At 69.9% G+C, this 18,211-nt stretch carries 17 protein-coding genes; 6 read left to right on the top strand and 11 right to left on the bottom strand.

The window, feature by feature from the left end:
* Positions 1 to 49: 49 nt before the first annotated feature.
* Positions 50 to 1,051, top strand: a complete 1,002-nt coding sequence (locus tag CEY15_RS15635; RefSeq protein WP_095719224.1) for a MaoC family dehydratase — start codon at positions 50 to 52, stop codon at positions 1,049 to 1,051.
* A 26-nt stretch (positions 1,052 to 1,077) separates the two neighbouring features.
* The gene (locus CEY15_RS15640) at positions 1,078 to 1,836 is read left to right on the top strand and encodes a FadR/GntR family transcriptional regulator (protein WP_245847660.1); all 759 of its coding nucleotides are present in this window, start codon (positions 1,078 to 1,080) and stop codon (positions 1,834 to 1,836) included.
* A 33-nt stretch (positions 1,837 to 1,869) separates the two neighbouring features.
* On the opposite strand, the gene fabG is transcribed toward CEY15_RS15640, so the two are convergent.
* From fabG to CEY15_RS15655, 3 genes are read right to left on the bottom strand one after another with little or no spacing between them, the layout of a single operon-like run.
* On the bottom strand, positions 1,870 to 2,610 hold the full coding sequence (gene fabG, locus CEY15_RS15645; protein WP_095719207.1) for a 3-oxoacyl-ACP reductase FabG: 741 nt from the start codon (positions 2,608 to 2,610) through the stop codon (positions 1,870 to 1,872).
* Complete coding sequence (locus tag CEY15_RS15650; RefSeq protein WP_095719208.1) at positions 2,591 to 3,778, bottom strand: CaiB/BaiF CoA transferase family protein; 1,188 nt, start codon at positions 3,776 to 3,778, stop codon at positions 2,591 to 2,593. Before CEY15_RS15650 ends, fabG begins: the two co-directional genes overlap by 20 nt.
* The gene (locus tag CEY15_RS15655) at positions 3,775 to 5,007 is read right to left on the bottom strand and encodes an acyl-CoA dehydrogenase family protein (RefSeq protein ID WP_245847661.1); all 1,233 of its coding nucleotides are present in this window, start codon (positions 5,005 to 5,007) and stop codon (positions 3,775 to 3,777) included. The genes CEY15_RS15650 and CEY15_RS15655 overlap by 4 nt, the downstream gene beginning before the upstream one ends.
* A 116-nt stretch (positions 5,008 to 5,123) precedes the next feature.
* Here CEY15_RS15655 and CEY15_RS15660 point away from each other — a divergent pair, with 116 nt between their 5' ends.
* The gene (locus CEY15_RS15660) at positions 5,124 to 6,368 is read left to right on the top strand and encodes a CoA transferase (RefSeq protein ID WP_095719209.1); all 1,245 of its coding nucleotides are present in this window, start codon (positions 5,124 to 5,126) and stop codon (positions 6,366 to 6,368) included.
* A 29-nt stretch (positions 6,369 to 6,397) separates the two neighbouring features.
* Positions 6,398 to 7,501, top strand: coding sequence for a zinc-binding dehydrogenase (locus tag CEY15_RS15665; RefSeq protein WP_095719210.1), 1,104 nt, complete (start codon positions 6,398 to 6,400; stop codon positions 7,499 to 7,501).
* Between the two features lie 280 nt (positions 7,502 to 7,781).
* Here CEY15_RS15665 and CEY15_RS15670 read toward each other — a convergent pair whose 3' ends face one another.
* The 6 genes from CEY15_RS15670 to CEY15_RS15695 form a co-directional block, all read right to left on the bottom strand.
* Positions 7,782 to 8,924 (bottom strand): thiolase family protein, encoded by a 1,143-nt coding sequence (locus CEY15_RS15670; RefSeq protein ID WP_095719211.1) that lies wholly within the window; start codon positions 8,922 to 8,924, stop codon positions 7,782 to 7,784.
* Between the two features lie 52 nt (positions 8,925 to 8,976).
* Positions 8,977 to 10,182: an acyl-CoA dehydrogenase family protein gene (locus CEY15_RS15675; protein ID WP_095719212.1), complete on the bottom strand. Its 1,206-nt coding sequence runs from the start codon at positions 10,180 to 10,182 to the stop codon at positions 8,977 to 8,979.
* A 39-nt stretch (positions 10,183 to 10,221) separates the two neighbouring features.
* On the bottom strand, positions 10,222 to 10,983 hold the full coding sequence (locus CEY15_RS15680; RefSeq protein WP_217987112.1) for an SDR family NAD(P)-dependent oxidoreductase: 762 nt from the start codon (positions 10,981 to 10,983) through the stop codon (positions 10,222 to 10,224).
* 107 nt (positions 10,984 to 11,090) lie between these two features.
* Positions 11,091 to 12,161, bottom strand: coding sequence for a phosphotransferase family protein (locus tag CEY15_RS15685; RefSeq protein WP_176475147.1), 1,071 nt, complete (start codon positions 12,159 to 12,161; stop codon positions 11,091 to 11,093).
* Positions 12,162 to 12,212: 51 nt separating this feature from the next.
* The gene (locus CEY15_RS15690; protein WP_017835492.1) at positions 12,213 to 13,556 is read right to left on the bottom strand and encodes an MFS transporter; all 1,344 of its coding nucleotides are present in this window, start codon (positions 13,554 to 13,556) and stop codon (positions 12,213 to 12,215) included.
* A 65-nt stretch (positions 13,557 to 13,621) separates the two neighbouring features.
* Positions 13,622 to 15,283: a class I adenylate-forming enzyme family protein gene (locus CEY15_RS15695; RefSeq protein ID WP_245847662.1), complete on the bottom strand. Its 1,662-nt coding sequence runs from the start codon at positions 15,281 to 15,283 to the stop codon at positions 13,622 to 13,624.
* 128 nt (positions 15,284 to 15,411) lie between these two features.
* Between CEY15_RS15695 and CEY15_RS15700 the strand changes: the two genes are divergently transcribed.
* The gene (locus CEY15_RS15700) at positions 15,412 to 16,023 is read left to right on the top strand and encodes a TetR/AcrR family transcriptional regulator (RefSeq protein WP_095719215.1); all 612 of its coding nucleotides are present in this window, start codon (positions 15,412 to 15,414) and stop codon (positions 16,021 to 16,023) included.
* A gap of 23 nt (positions 16,024 to 16,046) precedes the next feature.
* Here CEY15_RS15700 and CEY15_RS15705 read toward each other — a convergent pair whose 3' ends face one another.
* Positions 16,047 to 16,811 (bottom strand): LysR family transcriptional regulator substrate-binding protein, encoded by a 765-nt coding sequence (locus CEY15_RS15705; RefSeq protein WP_095719216.1) that lies wholly within the window; start codon positions 16,809 to 16,811, stop codon positions 16,047 to 16,049.
* Positions 16,812 to 16,932: 121 nt separating this feature from the next.
* Here CEY15_RS15705 and CEY15_RS15710 point away from each other — a divergent pair, with 121 nt between their 5' ends.
* On the top strand, positions 16,933 to 17,400 hold the full coding sequence (locus CEY15_RS15710; RefSeq protein WP_095719217.1) for a MaoC family dehydratase: 468 nt from the start codon (positions 16,933 to 16,935) through the stop codon (positions 17,398 to 17,400).
* Positions 17,401 to 17,483: 83 nt separating this feature from the next.
* Here CEY15_RS15710 and CEY15_RS15715 read toward each other — a convergent pair whose 3' ends face one another.
* A complete protein-coding gene (locus CEY15_RS15715; RefSeq protein WP_017835497.1) occupies positions 17,484 to 18,095 on the bottom strand; it encodes a TetR/AcrR family transcriptional regulator in 612 nt (203 codons plus the stop codon).
* Between the last annotated feature and the right edge of the window lie 116 nt (positions 18,096 to 18,211).

Consider the following 18,211-nt stretch of genomic DNA (forward strand, 5'->3'; position numbering starts at 1 on the left):
CCGCACATCCGTCAATAATCATGCTCATGGATTGCCTAGGATGGCGGTCATGGACAGTCGCGGCCACCTCCCCGTCGGCGGACCCCACTTCGATCAGCTGGCGGTGGGTCAGGTCATCGTCGACGCCCCGGCCGTCACCCTCACGGACGGGCTCGCCGCCAGCCATCAGGCGATCCTCGGCGATCGCCTGAGGCTCCCCCTGGACCGCCATCTCGCCCAGACCGTCACGGGCGGCACGGTGGCCCACCCCGGCCTGGTCGTCGACGTGGCGGTCGGTCAGTCCTCCGTCCTCACCCAGCGCGTCAAGGCCAACCTCTTCTACCGCGGTCTGCGTCTGCACACGGCGCCCGCGATCGGGGACACCCTGTCCACCAGGACCGAGGTCATCGGGCTGAGGACCACCCGCGCTTCACCGGGTCGCGCCCCCACCGGACTGGCCGTCCTGAGGGTGACCACCACCGACCAGGACGCGCGGACCGTCCTGGACTTCCACCGGTGCGCCATGTTGCCGCTGACGCCGGGCATCGATCCGGCGTCGTGCGAGCACGCCGACGACCTGACGACGATCGGAGTCGCCCCCACCCCGCCGTGGGCCGCGCCAGCGGGGTGGGACGTGGCCGCGTACCGCGCCGCGGTCCCCGGGGCCGGCGACCCCCTCCCGGCCGAGGGAACCGTCCTGCGACCGGGGGCCGACGTAGTCTCCGGTGCCCCGGAGCTGGCCCGGCTCACCACCAACATCGCCCAGACGCACCACGACGCCCGCGCCTCGGACTCCGGCCGGTTGGTCTACGGCGGCCACACCATCGGGCTCGCACTGGCCCAGGCCACCCGCGCACTGCCGACGATGCTCACCGTGCTCGGCTGGCACTCGTGTGACCACCTGGGACCGGTTCGCGAGGGCGACACCCTGAGCAGCGACCTCGTGGTGGGGGCAGCTGACGACCTCCCCGGCGGCGGGACGGCGCTCGACCTCCGGTCACTCGTCACCGCCCACCGCGACGACGTCGACGCTCCCGTCCTGGACTGGTCGTTCACCGTTCTCATGCCCTGACGATCGAAACGGGGATAATGGTTGTCATGAGTTCAGGAGGCGGCGCTCGTCCGGGGATGGGTCGTCCCAAGAAGACCGCCCTCCTGGTGGCCCAGCAGATCGTCGAGGACATCTCCCGTCGCGGCAACACCGTCGGTGACCGGTTGCCGCCGGAACACCTCATGCTCGAGCACTACGGGGTCGGCCGCGGGACGCTGCGGGAATCGCTGCGCTACCTGGAGTTGCAGGGCGTCCTCATGCTCAAGCCCGGCCCGGGTGGCGGACCGATCGTGCAGCAACCGGACGGTGGGACGCTCGCCGCCACCCTGAGCCTGCTCCTGCAGTTCGAGAACGCACCGTTCTCCACGATCATGGAGGCCCGCACGGCGTTGGAGCCCACCATCGCCCGTCTGGCCACCGCGAGGATCGACGATGCCGGCCTGGCCCGACTCGCCGAGAACCTCCGCCTGACCCGGGAGCAGCTGACCGACCAGGCCGCCTTCTCCGCGAACTCCGAGCGCTTCCACGAGCTCGTGGCCTGGAGCTCCGGGAACGCGCTCTTCGGTTATCTCTTCGACGCACTGAGCGGGTTGATCGCCGGCGCTTCGATGGGCATCACCTATCCCAGGCGACAGCGCGAATTGACCTGCGAAATCCACGAGGAGATCTACGCCGCCATCGCGGACGGCGACGGGGACACGGCGTCCCACCTGATGTCGGCCCACATCACCGAGCACACCACCTATCTGGAGAAGCGGTTCCACAAGGCACTCGCACGGCCGATACGGTGGGACCTCGACGGCTGACCCGGCCGGGCGTTCCCGACCCGGCCGCGCGGCTCAGATGTGGCGGCCACCGGTGATCTCGAGGACCGTGCCGGTCATGTAGCTCGACATGTCGCTGGCCAGGAAGAGCACCACCTGCGCCACCTCGGAGGGCTCGCCGGCCCGGCCCATGGGGATCTCGGCCATCTTCTCGTCCCACACGTGCTGCGGCATCGCCAGGGTCATCGCGGTCCGGATGAGACCGGGCTGGATGGCGTTGACCCGCACGTTCTTGAAGGCGACCTCCTTGGCGGCGGCCTTGGTCAGCCCGACGATCCCGGCCTTGGCGGCGGAGTAGTTGGTCTGACCCTTGAGTCCGACCTTCCCGGAGATCGAGGAGACGTTGACGATCGATCCTCCCCCGTGCTCGCGCATCCGTCCGGCGGCGGCGCGGGTGCCGTTCCACGTGCCCTTGAGGTGGATCGCGATGATGTCGTCGAACTGCTGCTCGGTCATCGTGCGCATCGTGGCGTCGCGGGTGACCCCGGCGTTGTTGACGAACACCCCGAGCGGCCCGAACGCGTCCTCGGCCACGTCGATCAGGTGCTCGACCGCCGCGCCCTCGCGGACGTCGCAGTTTGCGTAGCGTGCCCTGTCCTGTCCGCCCAGCTCGTCGACCGCGGCCGCGCCCGCCTCGTCGTCGATGTCTCCCACAACGACGCGCGCGCCGTTGTCGACGAAGGTCCGGGCGATCTCCAGCCCGATCCCGCGCGCGGCGCCGGTGACGACCGCCGTCCTACCCTCGAGCAGTGCCATGGGTGTCCTCTCCTCGTGTCCGACCGGCCAGTTCGGCCAGGATCGCGTCCGTGTGTTGCCCGAGTGCGGGCACCGGCCCCATCGGCAGCTCTACGTCTGCGTAGTCGACGGGCGGGCGCAGTCCGCGTACGGGCCCTGCGGGGGTGTCGACCTGTCTCCACCGGTCCCGCGCGTCGAGCTGCGGGTGGTCGACCAGCCCCCCGACATCGTTGAGCCTGGCCGCCGGGACGCCGGCGGCGTCGAGCCGGTCCGCCAACTCCTCGGACCCGTACTCGCCGGACAGGGAGCTGATCAGCGCGTCCACCTCCGCGCGGCGGGAGACGCGGGCGATGTTGGTGGCGTACCGCTCGTCGTCGACGAGGTCCGGTCGTCCGAACACCTCGCGCACCAGCGCCGCCCAGCCACGGTCGTTCTGTACGCCGATGAGCACCGAGGCGTCCCTGGTGGGAAAGGCGTCGTACGGACAGATCGAGGCGTGCGACAACCCCATGCGACCGAGCTGCCGGCCCTCGTACATCCGGACGTACATCGGGTGCCCCATCCATTCGGCCGTCGCCTCGAACATGGACACCTCGATCGTGGCGCCCCGCCCGGTCCGTTCCCGCCGAAACAACGCCGACTGGACGGCCGACAGCGCGTACATCCCGGTCGCGATATCGGAGACCGGGACGCCCGACTTGGAGGGGCTCTCGGGGGTGCCGGTGATCGAACACAGGCCCGACTCGGCCTGGATGAGCATGTCGTAGGCCTTGCGGCCGGAGTACGGCCCCCCGTCGCCGTAACCGGACAGGGTGACGACGACGAGCTCGTCCCTACGCTCCCGCAGGGCGGCGGCTCCGAGGCCCAACCGCTCCATCGCGCCGGGAGCCAGGTTGCTCAGGACCACGTCCGCGCGGTCGGCCAGGTCGAGCGCGACCCGGCGACCGTGGTCTGAGGCCAGGTCGAGTGCGATCGATTCCTTTCCCCTGTTGAGCCAGACGAAGTGGGAGGCCTGCCCGTGGACGGCGTCGTCGTAGGACCGCGCGAAGTCACCCTCACCAGGGCGCTCGACCTTGATGACGCGGGCCCCGAGGTCGGCGAGATGACGGGTGGCCAGCGGGCCGGCGACGGCCTGTTCGACCGCCAGGACCGTGATCCCCTCGAGAGGGAGCGGTCCGTCACCGCTCATCGCCCGCCGGCCTCGCGGGTCGCACCACGCATCAGCCCGCCGCCGATGATGAGCTTCTGGATCTCACTCGTCCCCTCGTAGAGGCGCAGCAGGCGGATGTCCCGGTAGATCCGCTCGACCGCGACACCGCGCATGTACCCGGTGCCGCCGTGGATCTGCACGGCCAGGTCCGCGACCTTCCCGGCCATCTCGGTGCAGTACAGCTTGGCGACGGACGGGGCGATCCGTCGGTCCTCTCCCGAGACGTACTTGGCCGCCACCTCCCGCACGAGGGCCCGACCGGACATCACCCCCACCTGCTGGTCGGCGATCATCGCCTGCACCAACTGGAAGTCGCCGACGACGGTGCCCCCCTGCGTGGTGGTGGCCGCGTGGGACAGAGACTCGTCGAGCGCTCTCTGCGCCGATCCCACGGCGACGGCGGCGATGTGCACGCGGCCGCGGGCCAGGGACGTCATCGCCGCGCGGTACCCGGCGTCCTCGTCTCCGCCCACCAGCGCCGAGGCCGGGACCCGCACCCCACTGAACACCACCTCGGAGGTCGAGGACCCCTCCTGCCCCATCTTCCGGTCCTTCGGCCCCACGGTGACCCCGGGCGCGTCGGCGGGGACGAGGAACACGGCGATGCCCGGACCCCGCTGGTCGGCGGGCCGGGTCCGGGCGAACACCACGAACAGGTCCGCCACCGGGGCATTGGTAATGAACCGCTTGGTTCCGTCGATCACCCAGTCCCCTCCGTCCCGGACGGCCCTGGTCGCCAGTCCCGCCGGGTTGGACCCCGCTCCGTCCTCGGTCAGGGCGAAGGACGAGATGACCTCACCCGAGGCGATCCGCTCCAGCCACTCGGCCTTCTGCTCGTCGGTACCGAAGCCCACCAGGACCTGCCCGGCGATCCCGTTGTTGGTGCCGAACAGCGACCGCATGGCCAGGCTGGTGTACCCGAACTCCATCGCCAACTCGACGTCCTGGGACAGGTTCACCCCGAGACCGCCCCACTCCTGCGGGATCGCGTATCCGAACATCCCCATCTCGGCCAGCGCGGTCCGGATGTCGTCCGGGACGGCGTCGGCGTCGGCGATCTCCCGCTCACGCGGGATCACCACCGTCCGGATGTAGTCACGGGTCGCGGCGAGGATCGCAGCGAAGTCCTCCGCGTCGACCCCGGGCCCCACCGCGGCTTCCGACCCCGCTCCGAGACCTGACCGCGCGGTGTCCGCCTGCACGCTCATGTTGCGCCCTTCGTCGTGAACCTCGCCGGACCGGGAACCGGTGCAGCGATGCCTAAACCATTATCATCAATTAGAGAGCAGGGCAATAGCCACCACCGGACCCACGGGAGCCACCGATGACCGACCCGAGCGAGCCGCGACCCCTCAGCGGGATCCGCGTGGTCGAACTGTCCAGCTTCGTGGCCTCTCCCCTGTGCGGGCTCACGCTCGCGCAGCTCGGCGCAGAGGTCATCCGGGTCGATCCGGTGGGTGGAGCGGCCGACGTGCACCGCTGGCCGGTCGCCCCGGACGGCACGTCGATCTACTGGACCGGACTCAACCGGGGTAAGTCCTCGGTGATCCTCGACTTGCGTTCCGACCGCGGTCGGCGGGCGCTGCGGGACCTCGTCACCGCCCCCGGGGAGGGCGGCGGCATCCTCGTGACCAACTCCGGCGGTCGCGACTGGATGAGCCATGAGTGCCTGGCGGCGGAGCGGCCCGACGTCATCACCCTCGAACTGCTCGGACGCCGCGACGGCCGCCCCGGGGTGGACTACACCGTCAACGCCGCCCTCGGATTTCCCGCGATCACCGGGCAGAACGGTGGGCCGGGTGGTGGGCCGGGTCGTGGGCCGGGTGGTGGGCCGGGTCGTGGGCCGGGTGGTGGGCCGGGTGGTGGGCCGGGTGGTGGGCAGGTGGTCAACCACGTCCTGCCCGCCTGGGACGTCGCGGCGGGCCTGCATGCCGCCCTGGCCGTGGTGTCCGCAGTCCGTGACCGCGAGAGGACAGGCCGGGGCCGACGGATCGTCCTGCCTCTCGACGACGTCGCGCTGGCCACCGCCGGCACGCTGGGCTACCTCACCGAACCTCAGATCGACGGCTCCTCGCGTCCTGCCGTGGGCAACTACGTCTACGGCACCTTCGGCAGAGACTTCACCACCGCCGACGGGGGCCGCGTGATGGTCGTCGCCCTGACCACCAGACACTTCCACGACCTGGCGCGGGTGACCGGTACCCGGGATGCCGTCGACGCCCTGGAGTCGGCGACCGGCGCCGACTTCGACACCGAGGCCGACAGGTACTCGTACCGCGAGGTCCTGTCCGCGCTGTTCGCCCGGTGGTTCGCCGCGCACACCACCGACGAGGTCACCCGGGCGCTGGCGGACTCGTCGGTGCTGCACGAGCGGTACCGCACCTTCGACCAGGTGGTCGCGGAGGGCGATCTCGAGGCCAATCCGCTCTTCTCGCCCGTGGAGCAACCCGGGATCGGGTCTTACCTCGCGGCCGCGCACCCCGCGACCTTCGACGGCAGGCACCTGTCCACCGGGCCCGCACCGGCTCTGGGGGTGGACACCGAACGCCTCACCGCCGAAGGGCGCTGAGACGCTCGTCACTGCGTACAGTCGCCACCATGAAGGCTGCGGTGTGCGTCGACACGGAATCCCCCCTGGCGATCGAGGACATCCCGATCCCCGAACCGGCAGAGGGTGAGGTCCTGATCCACAACACCGCCTGCGGGGTGTGCCACACCGACCTGCACGTGATGAAGGGGGAGGTGCGGTTCCCCCTGCCCGGAGTACTGGGACACGAGGTCTCCGGGGTCGTCGCCGAGGTCGGCCGTGGCGTGACGGCGGTCCGCCCGGGCGACCGCGTGGTGGGCTCGTTCATCATGCCGTGCGGGTGGTGCGAGAACTGTGCCCGCGGGATGGAGGATCTGTGCTCCACGTTCTTCGAGTACAACCGTCTTCGCGGGACGCTCTACGACGGGGAGACCAGGCTCCACCGGGCGGACGGTCAGCCGCTCTCCATGTATTCCATGGGCGGCCTCGCCGAGTACAGCGTCACCCCCGCCACCGCGGTGTTCGCACTCCCGGAAGAACTGGACCTCGCGGATTCGGCGATCCTGGGGTGCTCGCTGTTCACCGCATACGGTGCGGTGCGGAACGTCGGTGACGTGCGGACCGGCGAGTCGGTCGCGGTCGTGGCCGTGGGAGGCGTCGGGCAGAACATCGTCCAGCTCGCAGCGGTGAGCGGCGCGGAGTCGGTCATCGCCATCGACGTGGACGACGAGAAGCTGGCCCTGGCGCGGCGCATGGGCGCCACCCACACGATCAACTCGCGGCAGGTCGATGCGACCGAGGCGGTCATGGAGATCACCGGGGGCAGGGGTGTCGACACCGCCTTCGAGGCCCTGGGGTCAGCGGCCACCACCCGCCAGGCCACAGACATCGCGCGCGAGGGCGGCAGGGTCGTGGTGGTGGGGATCCCGCCGGCCGGAACGGTGCTGGACGTCGACCTCGCGCGGGTAGTCCGCCGCAAGATCCAGATCAAGGGCTCCTACGGCGCACGCGCCCGGCAGGACGTACCAGCACTCGTCCGGCTGCTCGCCGCCGGGAGACTCGATCTGAGCAGCGTGATCTCCCGGCGTGTCGGGCTCGAGGAGGCGCCGGCGACCTACCAGGCGCTCGACCGCGGGGAGGTCCTCGGCCGCGCCGTCGTGCTCACCGGGGCCTGACCCGCCCCGACCCCCCTCACCCGCCGGCCCTCCCACACCCGGCACCCGCTCCCTCGCCGGGCATCCGCACGCGCGCCCGTACGCCCACAACACAGCCGCCCCCGACGCGGCGCCCCTCGCCGGGCATCCGCACGCGCGCCAGTACTCCCACAACACAGCCGCCCCCGACGATGGCGTCTGGCGTGCGCAGATGCGCAGGCCGGAGTTCATCGCGGGGGGCGGCTGTGAGTCCCCGGGCAGCCGCTCGCGCAGATGCACGCCGGCTGAGGATGCTAGGCCGTCAGAGCAGCTCGATGATCGTGGCGTTGGCCTGGCCACCGCCCTCGCACATCGTCTGCAGGCCGTACTTGATGCCCTGGTTCTTCATATGGTGGACGAGGTCGGCGAAGATCCGGGCACCCGAGCCGCCGAGCGGATGGCCGAGCGCGATCGCGCCACCGTTGGGGTTGAGCTTGGCCGGGTCGGCTCCGGTCTCGGCGAGCCACGCCATCGGCACCGAGGCGAAGGCCTCGTTGACCTCGAACACACCGATGTCGTCGACCGTCAGGCCCGAACGCTCGAGGGCCTTGGCGGTGGCCGGGATCGGGGCCGTGAGCATGATGACCGGATCGTCGCCCGCCAGGGTGGCGGTGTGGACCCGGGCGATCGGGGTGCAGCCGTACCTGGCGGCCGCCTCCTCGCTCATCACCAGGATCGCCGCCGAGCCGTCCGAGATCTGCGAGGCGTTGCCGGCGTGGATCACGCCGTCGGACTTGAACGGGGTCTTGAGCCCGGCCAACCCCTCCACCGTGCTCCCGCGTCGGATGCCCTGATCGGTGTCGAAGACGCCGTCCGGGGTGGTCACCGGGACGATGTGTCCGGCGAAGAACCCTGCGTCCTGGGCGGCGGCGGCCTTCTCGTGCGAGGCCACGGCGAACTCGTCGAGCTGCGTGCGGGACAGGCCCCACCGCTCGGCGATCATCTCGGCGCCGACGCCCTGGTTGGGCAAGGTGCCGTCGTATCGACCGAGGAAGTCCTGCCCATACGGGATCCCCTCGCCGGTGATGGAGCTGCCCATCGGCTGACGGGTCATGGATTCGACGCCGCCAGCCACCACCACGTCGTGGTAGCCGGACTCGACCACCGCGACGGCGAAGCTCAGCGCCTGTTGAGACGAGCCGCACTGGCGGTCGATGGTCACACCCGTCACCGTCTCGGGCCAGCCGGCCGAGAGGACGGCAGTGCGCGCGATGTCACCGGTCTGCTCGCCGGCCTGGGTCACGCACCCCCAGATCACGTCCTCCACGATCCCGGGGTCGATTCCGGCGCGCTCGACCAGAGCGTTGAGGACCGTGCCCGACAGGTCGGCCGGATGCACCCCGGCCAGACCACCATTACGTTTGCCGACCGCGCTGCGCACGGCCTCGACGATTACTGCTCCCATATCCTGCATTCCTCCAACTCGGTCCACCTGGAACTGGTGGGAAAACCTAGTGTTACCCGATGAACGGCGGGGTGCGCCTGAGTTCGCCGCGCGCGATGGTGCGGCGGTGCACGGCGTCCGGGCCGTCGACGATCCTCAGGGCCCGCGCCCAGGCGTAGAAGTACGCCAGTGGCGTGTCATCGGAGACGCCCGCGCCACCGAAGATCTCGATCGCCCGGTCGATCACGGTGCAGGCGACCTGCGGCGCGATCACCTTGATGGCAGAGATCTCGAACCGGGCCTCCTTGGCCCCGACGGTGTCGATCATCCACGCGCAGTGTTGGACCTGCAGGCGTGCCTGGTCGATCTCGATGCGGGAGTTGGCGATGTGCTCCTGCACCACGCCCTGCTCGGACAGATACCCGCCGAATGCGTGGCGCGACTTGGCCCGGTCGACCATGAGCGCCAACGCCCTCTCCGCCATCCCGATGGCGCGCATGGCGTGGTGGATCCGGCCCGGGCCCAGACGCGCCTGGGCGATCGCGAAGCCGGCCCCCTCCTCGCCGAGCAGGTTTGACGTCGGCACCCGGACGTCCGAGAACACGAGCTCACAGTGGCCGTGCTGGTCCCGGTAGCCGAACAGCGGCAGGTTGCGCTCGATGGTGAGCCCCGGGGTACCGCGCGGGACCAGGACCATCGACTGCTGACGGTGGGTCTCGGCGGACTCGTCCGTCTTTCCCATGACGATGAAGATCTCGCAGCGCTCGTCGGCCACGCCAGTGATCCACCACTTGCGACCGTTGATCACGTACTCGTCGCCTTCGCGGCGGATGACGGTCTGGATGTTCGTCGCGTCGGAGGAGGCCACGTCGGGCTCGGTCATGGCGTAGGCCGACCGGATCCTGCCCTCCTTGAGCGGCTCGAGGTACGCAGCCTTCTGCTCGTCGGTCCCGAACAGGTGGAAGGTCTCCATGTTCCCGGTGTCGGGCGCCTGCGAGTTGATGGCTTCAGGGGCGATCACCGGCGACCAACCGGAAATCTCCGAGACCGCGGCGAACTCGAGATTGGAGATGCCGGACCACTCGGGCAGGAAGAGGTTCCACAGCCCGCGACGCCGCGCCTCCGCCTTGAGGTCCTCCATGACGGGCGGGTGCTCGTGGTCGCCGTGCGTCCGCAGGTACTCGGCCCACACCGGCTCGGCGGGGAACACATGCTCGCGCATGAACTCCCACATGTTCTCCTGCAGCTCGACGCTGCGCTGGCTGTGCGCGAATTCCATGGTGATGTCTCCTGGGTCGAGAACTAGTGAGGTAGTGGACTAGTGAAGGGTCATGCCGCCGTCGACGGTGAGGGTCGACCCGGTGATGAACGACGAGGCGTCGGAGGCGAGGAAGATAAGAGCGGAGTCGAGCTCCGGCTGCAGACCGAGCCGACCGAAGATCGTGCGTCCGGTGATGTCGGCGAGCATCGTCTCGGGGATCTCGTCGGTCATCTCCGAGGCGAAGTACCCGGGGGCGAGGGCGTTGACGCGGATCCCCCGCCGACTCCCCCACTGCGCGGCCAGGTCCCGGGTGAGCCCCAGCACGGCGGCTTTGGAGGCGGAGTAGGCGGCCTGCGGGGCGAATCCCGCGGTCAAGCCGAGCACGCTGGCCACGTTGACGATGCTCGACCCGGGCTCCATGACGGCCGCGCACTCCTTGGCCGCCCAGTAGGCGCCGTGGAGGTTCACGTCCACCACGCCCCGGAACTGCTCGGGCGTCTCCTTGAGCGCGGGAACCGCGGTGCCGATGCCGGCGTTGTTGACCAGCACGTCGATCCGCCCGTGAGAGTCCATCGCGTCGCGGACCATAGCGGCACACGCCTCGGGGTCCGCGACGTCGCAGGCCACCGTCGACGCCACGCCGCCGGCCGCGCGGAGCTCCTCGGCGAGGGCGTCGAGGCGCTCCCGCCGGCGCGCGGCCAGGACGACCGTCGCGCCGGCGGAGGACAGGGCGCGGGCGAACCCGGCGCCGAGACCGGACGACGCTCCGGTGATCACCGCGACGCGCCCGTCCAGGCGGAATCGGTCGAGCACGGGCAGTGCCGTCTGCGGACCCGTGCGGGGGTCGACCGGACCGCGCACGGCCCGGTCGGGTGAGTCAGAAGCGGTGTCGACGGGTGCGGGTGAGGTTGACGCGCGATCAGCCATCAGCGGGTGCCCTTCCGGGAGTCGAGGATCGAGTGGCCGTACTCCACCAGCTCGCGGATCTGCGGGCCGATGTCGCCGAAGTCCTGCCCGGCCATGTCACCGGCCTCCGAGCGGGTGGCCACACCCTGGGCGATCGCCGCGAACTTGAACGTCGCGAACGCCAGGTACCAGGGCATGTGCGCGGGGTCCGTGCCGGTCGCGGAGCAGTACCTGTCCAGCAACCGCTGCGGTCCGGGCCATCCGGGGCCCGTGGTCAGGCTCGGGATCAGCGGGACCTCGGGTCCGTCGGGGTCGCCCCAGTACAGAACGGTCTGGGCGAGGTCGGCCACCGGGTCGCCGAGGGTCGACAGCTCCCAGTCGAGGATCGCCTTGATCCGCCCCGGATCGTCGGCGTCGACCACACAGTTGTCCATGCGGTAGTCACCGTGGATGATGCGCGACGACGGCGAGGTGGGCAGGTCCTGTCCGAGACGCGCGGCCAGCTCGGGCAGGCGGTCCGCGCGGACGCTCGCGCTCGCCTTCTCGGACTGTCCCAGCCACCGGCGTAGCTGCCGTTCCAGATACCCCTCCGGCCGCCCCAGATCCCCCAGGCCGACGGCGTCCTGATCCACTGCGTGGAGAGCGACCATCGCGTCGATCTGTGCGTCGGCCATGGCCGCCTTGTCGTCGTCGGATTCGGCGTAACCCGGCGGCAGCGCGTCACGGATCACGTGACCGACCACCTTCTCCATCACGTAGTACGGGACCCCCAGGTCCTCGCCGGTGGTCTCGTTGAGCACGATCCCGGCCACCGGGACATCCGTCGAGGCCAGCCCCAGCTGGATGCGCGCCTCGCGTCCCATGTCGTGAGCACTCGGAAGTAGCTCACCCGTGGGCGGTCGACGCAGGATGAGCTCCCCCGCGTCCGAGCGGAGGGTGAAGGTGAGGTTGGACTTGCCCCCCGCGATCAGCTCGGCGGAGAAATCCGTCCAGGCGTCCTCGCCCGAGGCCTCGGCGATCCTGGGCCCCACGACGTCGGGGCGGAGCAGTGTGTCGATCGGCAGGCCGTCGGTGGATGCTGGTGGAGTCATGGGGTGATCCTCGCGGTTGGTGGGCGGTCGCATGGACGGAACGCCGGCGGACTAGTCGTGGCCGACCGTGTGAAGGTCGTTACCCCGGGTCTCCTTCATGATCGCCGTGGCGATGATGGTGCAGACGCAGAGGGCGATGATGTAGGCGTTGATCATCCAGTACACGTCCCACTCGATGAACTGCGCGTTGAGGTACGGCGCGCTGCCGCCGAAGACCGCGACGGACAGCGAGTAGGCGAACCCGATGCCGGCCGTGCGCATCTTGGTGGGGAACGCCTCGGACATGAACGACGAGAGGATGGAGCCGGCGGCGGCGACCAGCGTCATGGCGATGAGCGAGGTGAGGAACAGGGTCCACGGCCGGTCGTCGATCATCCCCATCAGGAACGGGGTGGTGACGATGGTGCCGACCGCGAAGATGAAGATCACCGGACGACGGCCGATCTTGTCCGACAGCAGGCCCCAGAACGGAAGGGTGCACAGGGCGACCAGCTGGCTGCCGAAGATCATCCAGAAGGCGGCGCCCGCATCCATGTCGCGCTGGGTGATGGCGAACGTGGAGGCGTACGAGCTCCAGGTGTAGTGGGCGACGGTGACGCCGGAGACCATGGTCACGACCAGCGCGATCGCCCGGGCGAGACGGCCCTTGGAAAAGGTGACGACCGGTGAGGTCGGGTCGGCCGCGGCCGCCTCGGCGGCCTTGTCGAAGACGTCGGACTCCTCCATACCGGCCCGCAGGTACAGCACGAACAGGGCGAACACGGCGCCGAGCAGGAACGGGATGCGCCAGCCCCACTCGCCGACGGCCGACTCGGACAGCACGGCGGTGATGGTGCCGCCCACGCCGTAGGCGATCACGGTGCCGCCCATGATGGCGACGAAGACCAGGCTCCCCCACATCCCGCGACGGTGGGGCGGCGCGATCTCGGCGACGTAGCTGTACGCGGTCGCGGACTCACCACCGTGCGCGAAACCCTGGACGATCCGGCACAGCAGGAGCAGCACGGAGGCGAAGACACCCAGCGTCTCGTAGCTCGGCAGCAGGCCGATCAGCAGGCTCGCGCCCGCCATCATGAGCATGGTGGTGATGAGGACCCACTTGCGGCCCTTGACGTCGGCTATCCGGCCGAAGACGATCCCGCCGAGCGGCCGGACCAGGAAGCCCACGGCGAACACGGCGAACGTGGCCAGCAGCGCCGAGACGGGGTTCTCGTTGTTGAACATCGCCGCCGCGATGAACGGGGCGAACACCGCGTAGGCGGTCCACTCGTACCACTCGAACAACTGACCGGTGGTGCTCGCGGCGAGCGACTTCTTGGCGTTCCGGTTGCCCGAGGCGGACTGCGTCGGGGTGGCCTCTGAGGGGAGGTCGGGGTGGATCGTGGCCTCGGCCATGTCGTGTCCCTTCGGATCGGGGTGAGGGGGATGGTGTGAGGGGGATGGTTGAGGGGGACGGAGCGTCAGGAGGGGGTGTGCTCGTCGCGGAGTTCGCGGCGGCGGATCTTGCCGGTCTGCGTCTTGGGGAGTTCGCCCACCACGTGGACCTCGGAGGGCCGCTTGTACGCGGCCAGGCGCGAGGCGGCGAATGAGATCAACTCCGCCTCGGAAGCGGTGCGTCCCGCCTTGAGGGAGACGAACGCGACCACCTTCTCGCCGCGGTACTCGTCAGGAAGGCCGACGACGGCGGCCTCGAAGACCGCGTCGTGCTCGTACAGGACGTCCTCGACCTCTCGCGGCCACACCTTGTACCCGGAGGCGTTGATCTGGTCCTTGAGCCTGTCGACGAGGTAGACCCAGCCGGCGGAGTCCATGACGGCCACATCACCGGTGTGCAACCGGCCGCCGGGCATCGTCACGGCGGTGGCCGCGTCGTTGCGCCAGTAGCCGGAGACGATCTGCGGTCCGCTGAGGACCAGCTCGCCCTGCTGCCCGGCCGCGACGGGCCGGTCGTCGACCCCCACCACGCTCGCGTCGACACCCGGGAGCGGGACCCCGACGGAGAGCGTGCCGCTGGACTCGTCGACCGGGGCGTGGAGCCCGGGCGGGACGGCGAGGACCCCCGAGGTCGTCTCTGTCATGCCGTAGGCGTTGTGGATGTAGTGCCCGAACCGCTCTCGGAAGCGCTCGACCGTCGATGGCGGGATCGGCGCTCCCCCGCTGTAGAGGGTCTTGACGGACGCGAAGTGCTCCGGGCCGGCCTCATCCAGGCGCATCAGGGCGTTGAACGCCGTGATGGACCCGATCGTGTAGGTGACGCGGTGTTCGCGGAAGGCGTCCAGGACGACCTCGGGCCGGAAGCGCCCGGCGAAGACCAGGGTGGTGTCCCCCAGCAGACCGAGGGTCGCGTTGATCACCGCTCCGGTGATGTGGAACAGCGGGGCGATCGCCAGCACCACGTCCCCCGGCACGACACCCACGAAGTCGGCGAAGCTCCGGGCCACGGCCACGACGTTCGCGTGCGAGTTCATCGCACCCTTGGGTGGGCCGGTGGTCCCGGACGTGTAGGTCAGCAGCGCCAGATCGTCCGGGGACACCGCGACGGGAGCGGGGGTCCGGCCGGAGAAGTCGGCCATCACCCGCAGGAGATCGCCGTCCTCCGAGGGCGCGACGGGGTCCGCGTCGCCGAACACCCGGGGATCGTTCCGGGTCTGCAGGTCCTGTTCGCTGGTGCTGAGGATCCACCCGACGTCGGTGCCCTCCACGCTCTCGCGGATCGCGGCGACGTCCCTGTCCGTCGCGATGATCCCGACCGCGCCGGAATCCTCGACGGGCAGCTGGAGTTCGCGATTGAAGTACATGGGGTTGAGGACCACGGCGGCGGCCCCGATCTTCCACAGGGCGAGCAGGGAGAGGGCGTACTGCGGGATGTTCTGCAGGTGGATCCCGACGCGGTCGCCGCCCTGCACCCCTCGATCCTGCAGCGCCGCGCCGAGGGCGTCCGACATGCGATCGACCTCGCCCGCGGAGAGGGTGGTGTCGAAGTACGCGACGGCGGTGCGCTCGGGAGCGGAGTCGACCCGGTTGCGCCAGGCGTCGACGAGCGTCGAGCGCGAGTCCACGAGACTCTCGTCGAGGCCCGTCCGGTACTTCTCCCGCCACGGACGGGGGTTCGGTCCGCTCATCATCGCCTCCGTCTCTGCCGGCCCGACCGACCGATCGATCGCTCGGTTAGCTGTAGTGTTACCCACACCACATCACGTGTCAAGTGAGCGACAGCTAGGGTTTTTCGATGACCGAGGAGAGTCCACCGATGAGCGATTGGCGAGATTTCGGGCCCGATACCCTGTCTCCCCCGTTACGTGCCGCACTGGTCGTCTTCGCGCGACACGGGTATCACGGCGCCTCGATCAGGATGATCGCCGAGGAGGCGGGACTGTCGGTTCCGGGCCTCTACCACCACTATCGCTCCAAGCAGGCGATCCTCGCGGCTCTGGTGGACACCGCGATGGACGAGCTGTTCGAGCACTCCGAAGCGGCCGTCGAGGACGCCGGGGGCGATCCAGTCGCCCGCTTCGAGAACCTCGTCGAATCCCTGGCCCGGTTCCACATGGCGAGGAGCGACCAGGCGTTCGTGGCTTCCACGGAGATGAGGAGCATGGATCCGGGTGTCCGCGACCACCACATCGCCCAGCGCGACTCGCAGCAGGCCATGCTCGAGGACACCATCCGGGCCGGCGTCGATTCGGGCGATTTCGCCTGCGAGCACCCCGAGGACGCGGCCCGCGCGATCTCGTCGCTGTGCGTCTCGATCTCGTCCTGGTATCGCCCCGACGGCCCACTGACCGCCGACGACGTGGTGGCACGTCATCTGCACTTCGCCCGCGGAATGGTCGGCGCGGGCCCGGGACGCAGGGGACGCTGACGGACGCGGGGATCGCCGACCCGTCACCGGCCCCGCGCGGACCGACCCTTCCCCCTCGGCTCCTGACGCCGGCCGCGTGGAGGCTCACCCCGTGACAGCCCACCCCGTGCCTGCCCACCCCGTGCGCGTGCCTTCGCGGCCGTCTTCTGCCGGGCGGTCAGCTTCTCCCGTGGCGCGTCCCCGGCGTTGCGTGAGGTGGCGGCGGTCCGCCCGCGGACGATACCCACGAACTCGTCGATCACCACGTCCCCCTCGCGACGCGACGACCAGGCGACGCCCATACGGGTGGCGGGCACCCCCTCCAGCGGCCGTTCGACGATGTCCCGGCGGCTGAGCGATCGGGCGTACGGCTGGGGCAGGACCAGTAACCCGGCCCCTGCAGCGACCAGGTCCACGGCGGCGGACACCTCGTCCGGCGACGCGGAGATCACGTCGACGGGGTCGAGCCATCGCTCCCCCGCCAGGTCCGCAGCGGACAAGGTGTTGTAGGCACCGAGCTCGTGGTCCCGGGGAGCGAGCACGGCCATGGTCTCGGTGTACAACGGGATGCGCAGCAGGCCGGTCGGGGCCGCGCGGGGGGCGTCCTCGGCCTCTCGGAGGAAGACCACGTCGACGCCGCTCGCACCCGGAACCGGCACCAGCCCGGCCAGAGGATCACCCATCCGTCGCGCCGTGATCGGCACGCCCGGATTCCGCTCGCGCCACCGGGTCAGCCACTTGTCGGGCTGCACACCGGGGACATAACCGATGGCCAGCCCACGTCGGTCCGGACCGTTCTCGTCGTTCACCCCTCAACGGTAGCCGCCACCTCCCTGAACCGAGTTCGATAATCGGCCGCCACGCCCCGCCCCTCCCCGATACCGTGCGAGACGCCGGCCCCTCGGCCGCCTACCTGATCAAGGAGAATCCATGACCCACGTATTCCACGGCGTCGACGAGTTCCGAGCGGCCACCGGCCTCGATCTCGGGGCCGGCGACTGGTTCGAGATCACACAGGACCGCATCGACTCCTTCGCCGATGTCACCGAGGACTGGCAGTGGATCCACGTGGACCGGGAACGGGCGGCGGCGTCGGACGTCGGGTCGACCGTCGCCCACGGCTACCTCACGCTGTCACTGATCCCGCGCCTCAGCTCCGAGTTGTTCACGTTCCAGGGCATCGGTCGCGCGATCAACTACGGGCTCGACAAGGTGCGGTTCCCCTCCTTCGTCCGACCCGGCGACAGGATCCGGGCTGTCGGCCGGGTGGCGTGGACCCGGGAGGCGCAGGCCGGCGGGGTTCTGGCGTGCGTCCACTACGTGATCGAGGTCGAGGGCCGCGAGAAGCCTGCGTGTATCGCCGAGGCACTCATGGTGGCGTTCCCGCCGGAGGGTTGACCCCGACGGCGTCCGTCCGTGTCCGAGGAGTGCACGGAGACCTGCTTCGATCCGTCCGTCACCCGCCCGCCAGGCACAGGGCCTCAGTGGACCAGTCGGACGCACGCCCCCGTGACCGACTCCGAGACCTCGGATAAGGCTCGGCTGCCACCGGGTCGGTACCAATTCCACACGGAGTTCATCAACCCCAGCACGAAGCGCCCGAGTTCGACCGGGTCGCGCCGGGGGAACTCCCCCGAATCCATCCCGCGTTCGAGGAGGCCGGTCCAGTCGCTCTCCACCACCCGGACGAGTTCACGGGCCCTGACCCGCTCCTGCTCCTCCCGCTCGGATGAGCGCGGCGTGGCGAGCATGCCGATCTGGTTCCGCAGGATCCGCGCCTGGAGCGCTTCGGTATCCGTGATGCCGTAAGCACTGGCGATAGCCGCCCGGAGCGCGGTCTCGGCGTCGCCCACCCCTTCGACCGCCACCGTGAAGCGCTCGTGGGACCGGGTGAGCTCGGCGCTCATGATGGTGAGCAGGCAGTGCGCCTTGGACTCGAAGTAGTGGTACAACGCGGTCTGCCCGATCCCCACCTCGCCCGCGATGGTCGCCCACTTGGTGTGTTCGTAACCGACGCTTCCGAAGTTCTCCACCGCCGCCTTGAGGATGACGTTCCTCTTGGACCTCGGGCTCTCGGTCGTTGTTGGCCCCATCGCCTGTACCCCCATTGGCAGAGCTGATGCATCCAGGCTAGAGCGAAATCGAGTTCAGCTCACACCGATTCCGACCACCGACCACCGACCCCGCGCCCCCCGCAGCCGGGCGCTGC

Source organism: Dietzia natronolimnaea, assembly GCF_002289575.1.
GTDB lineage: Bacteria > Actinomycetota > Actinomycetes > Mycobacteriales > Mycobacteriaceae > Dietzia > Dietzia natronolimnaea_A.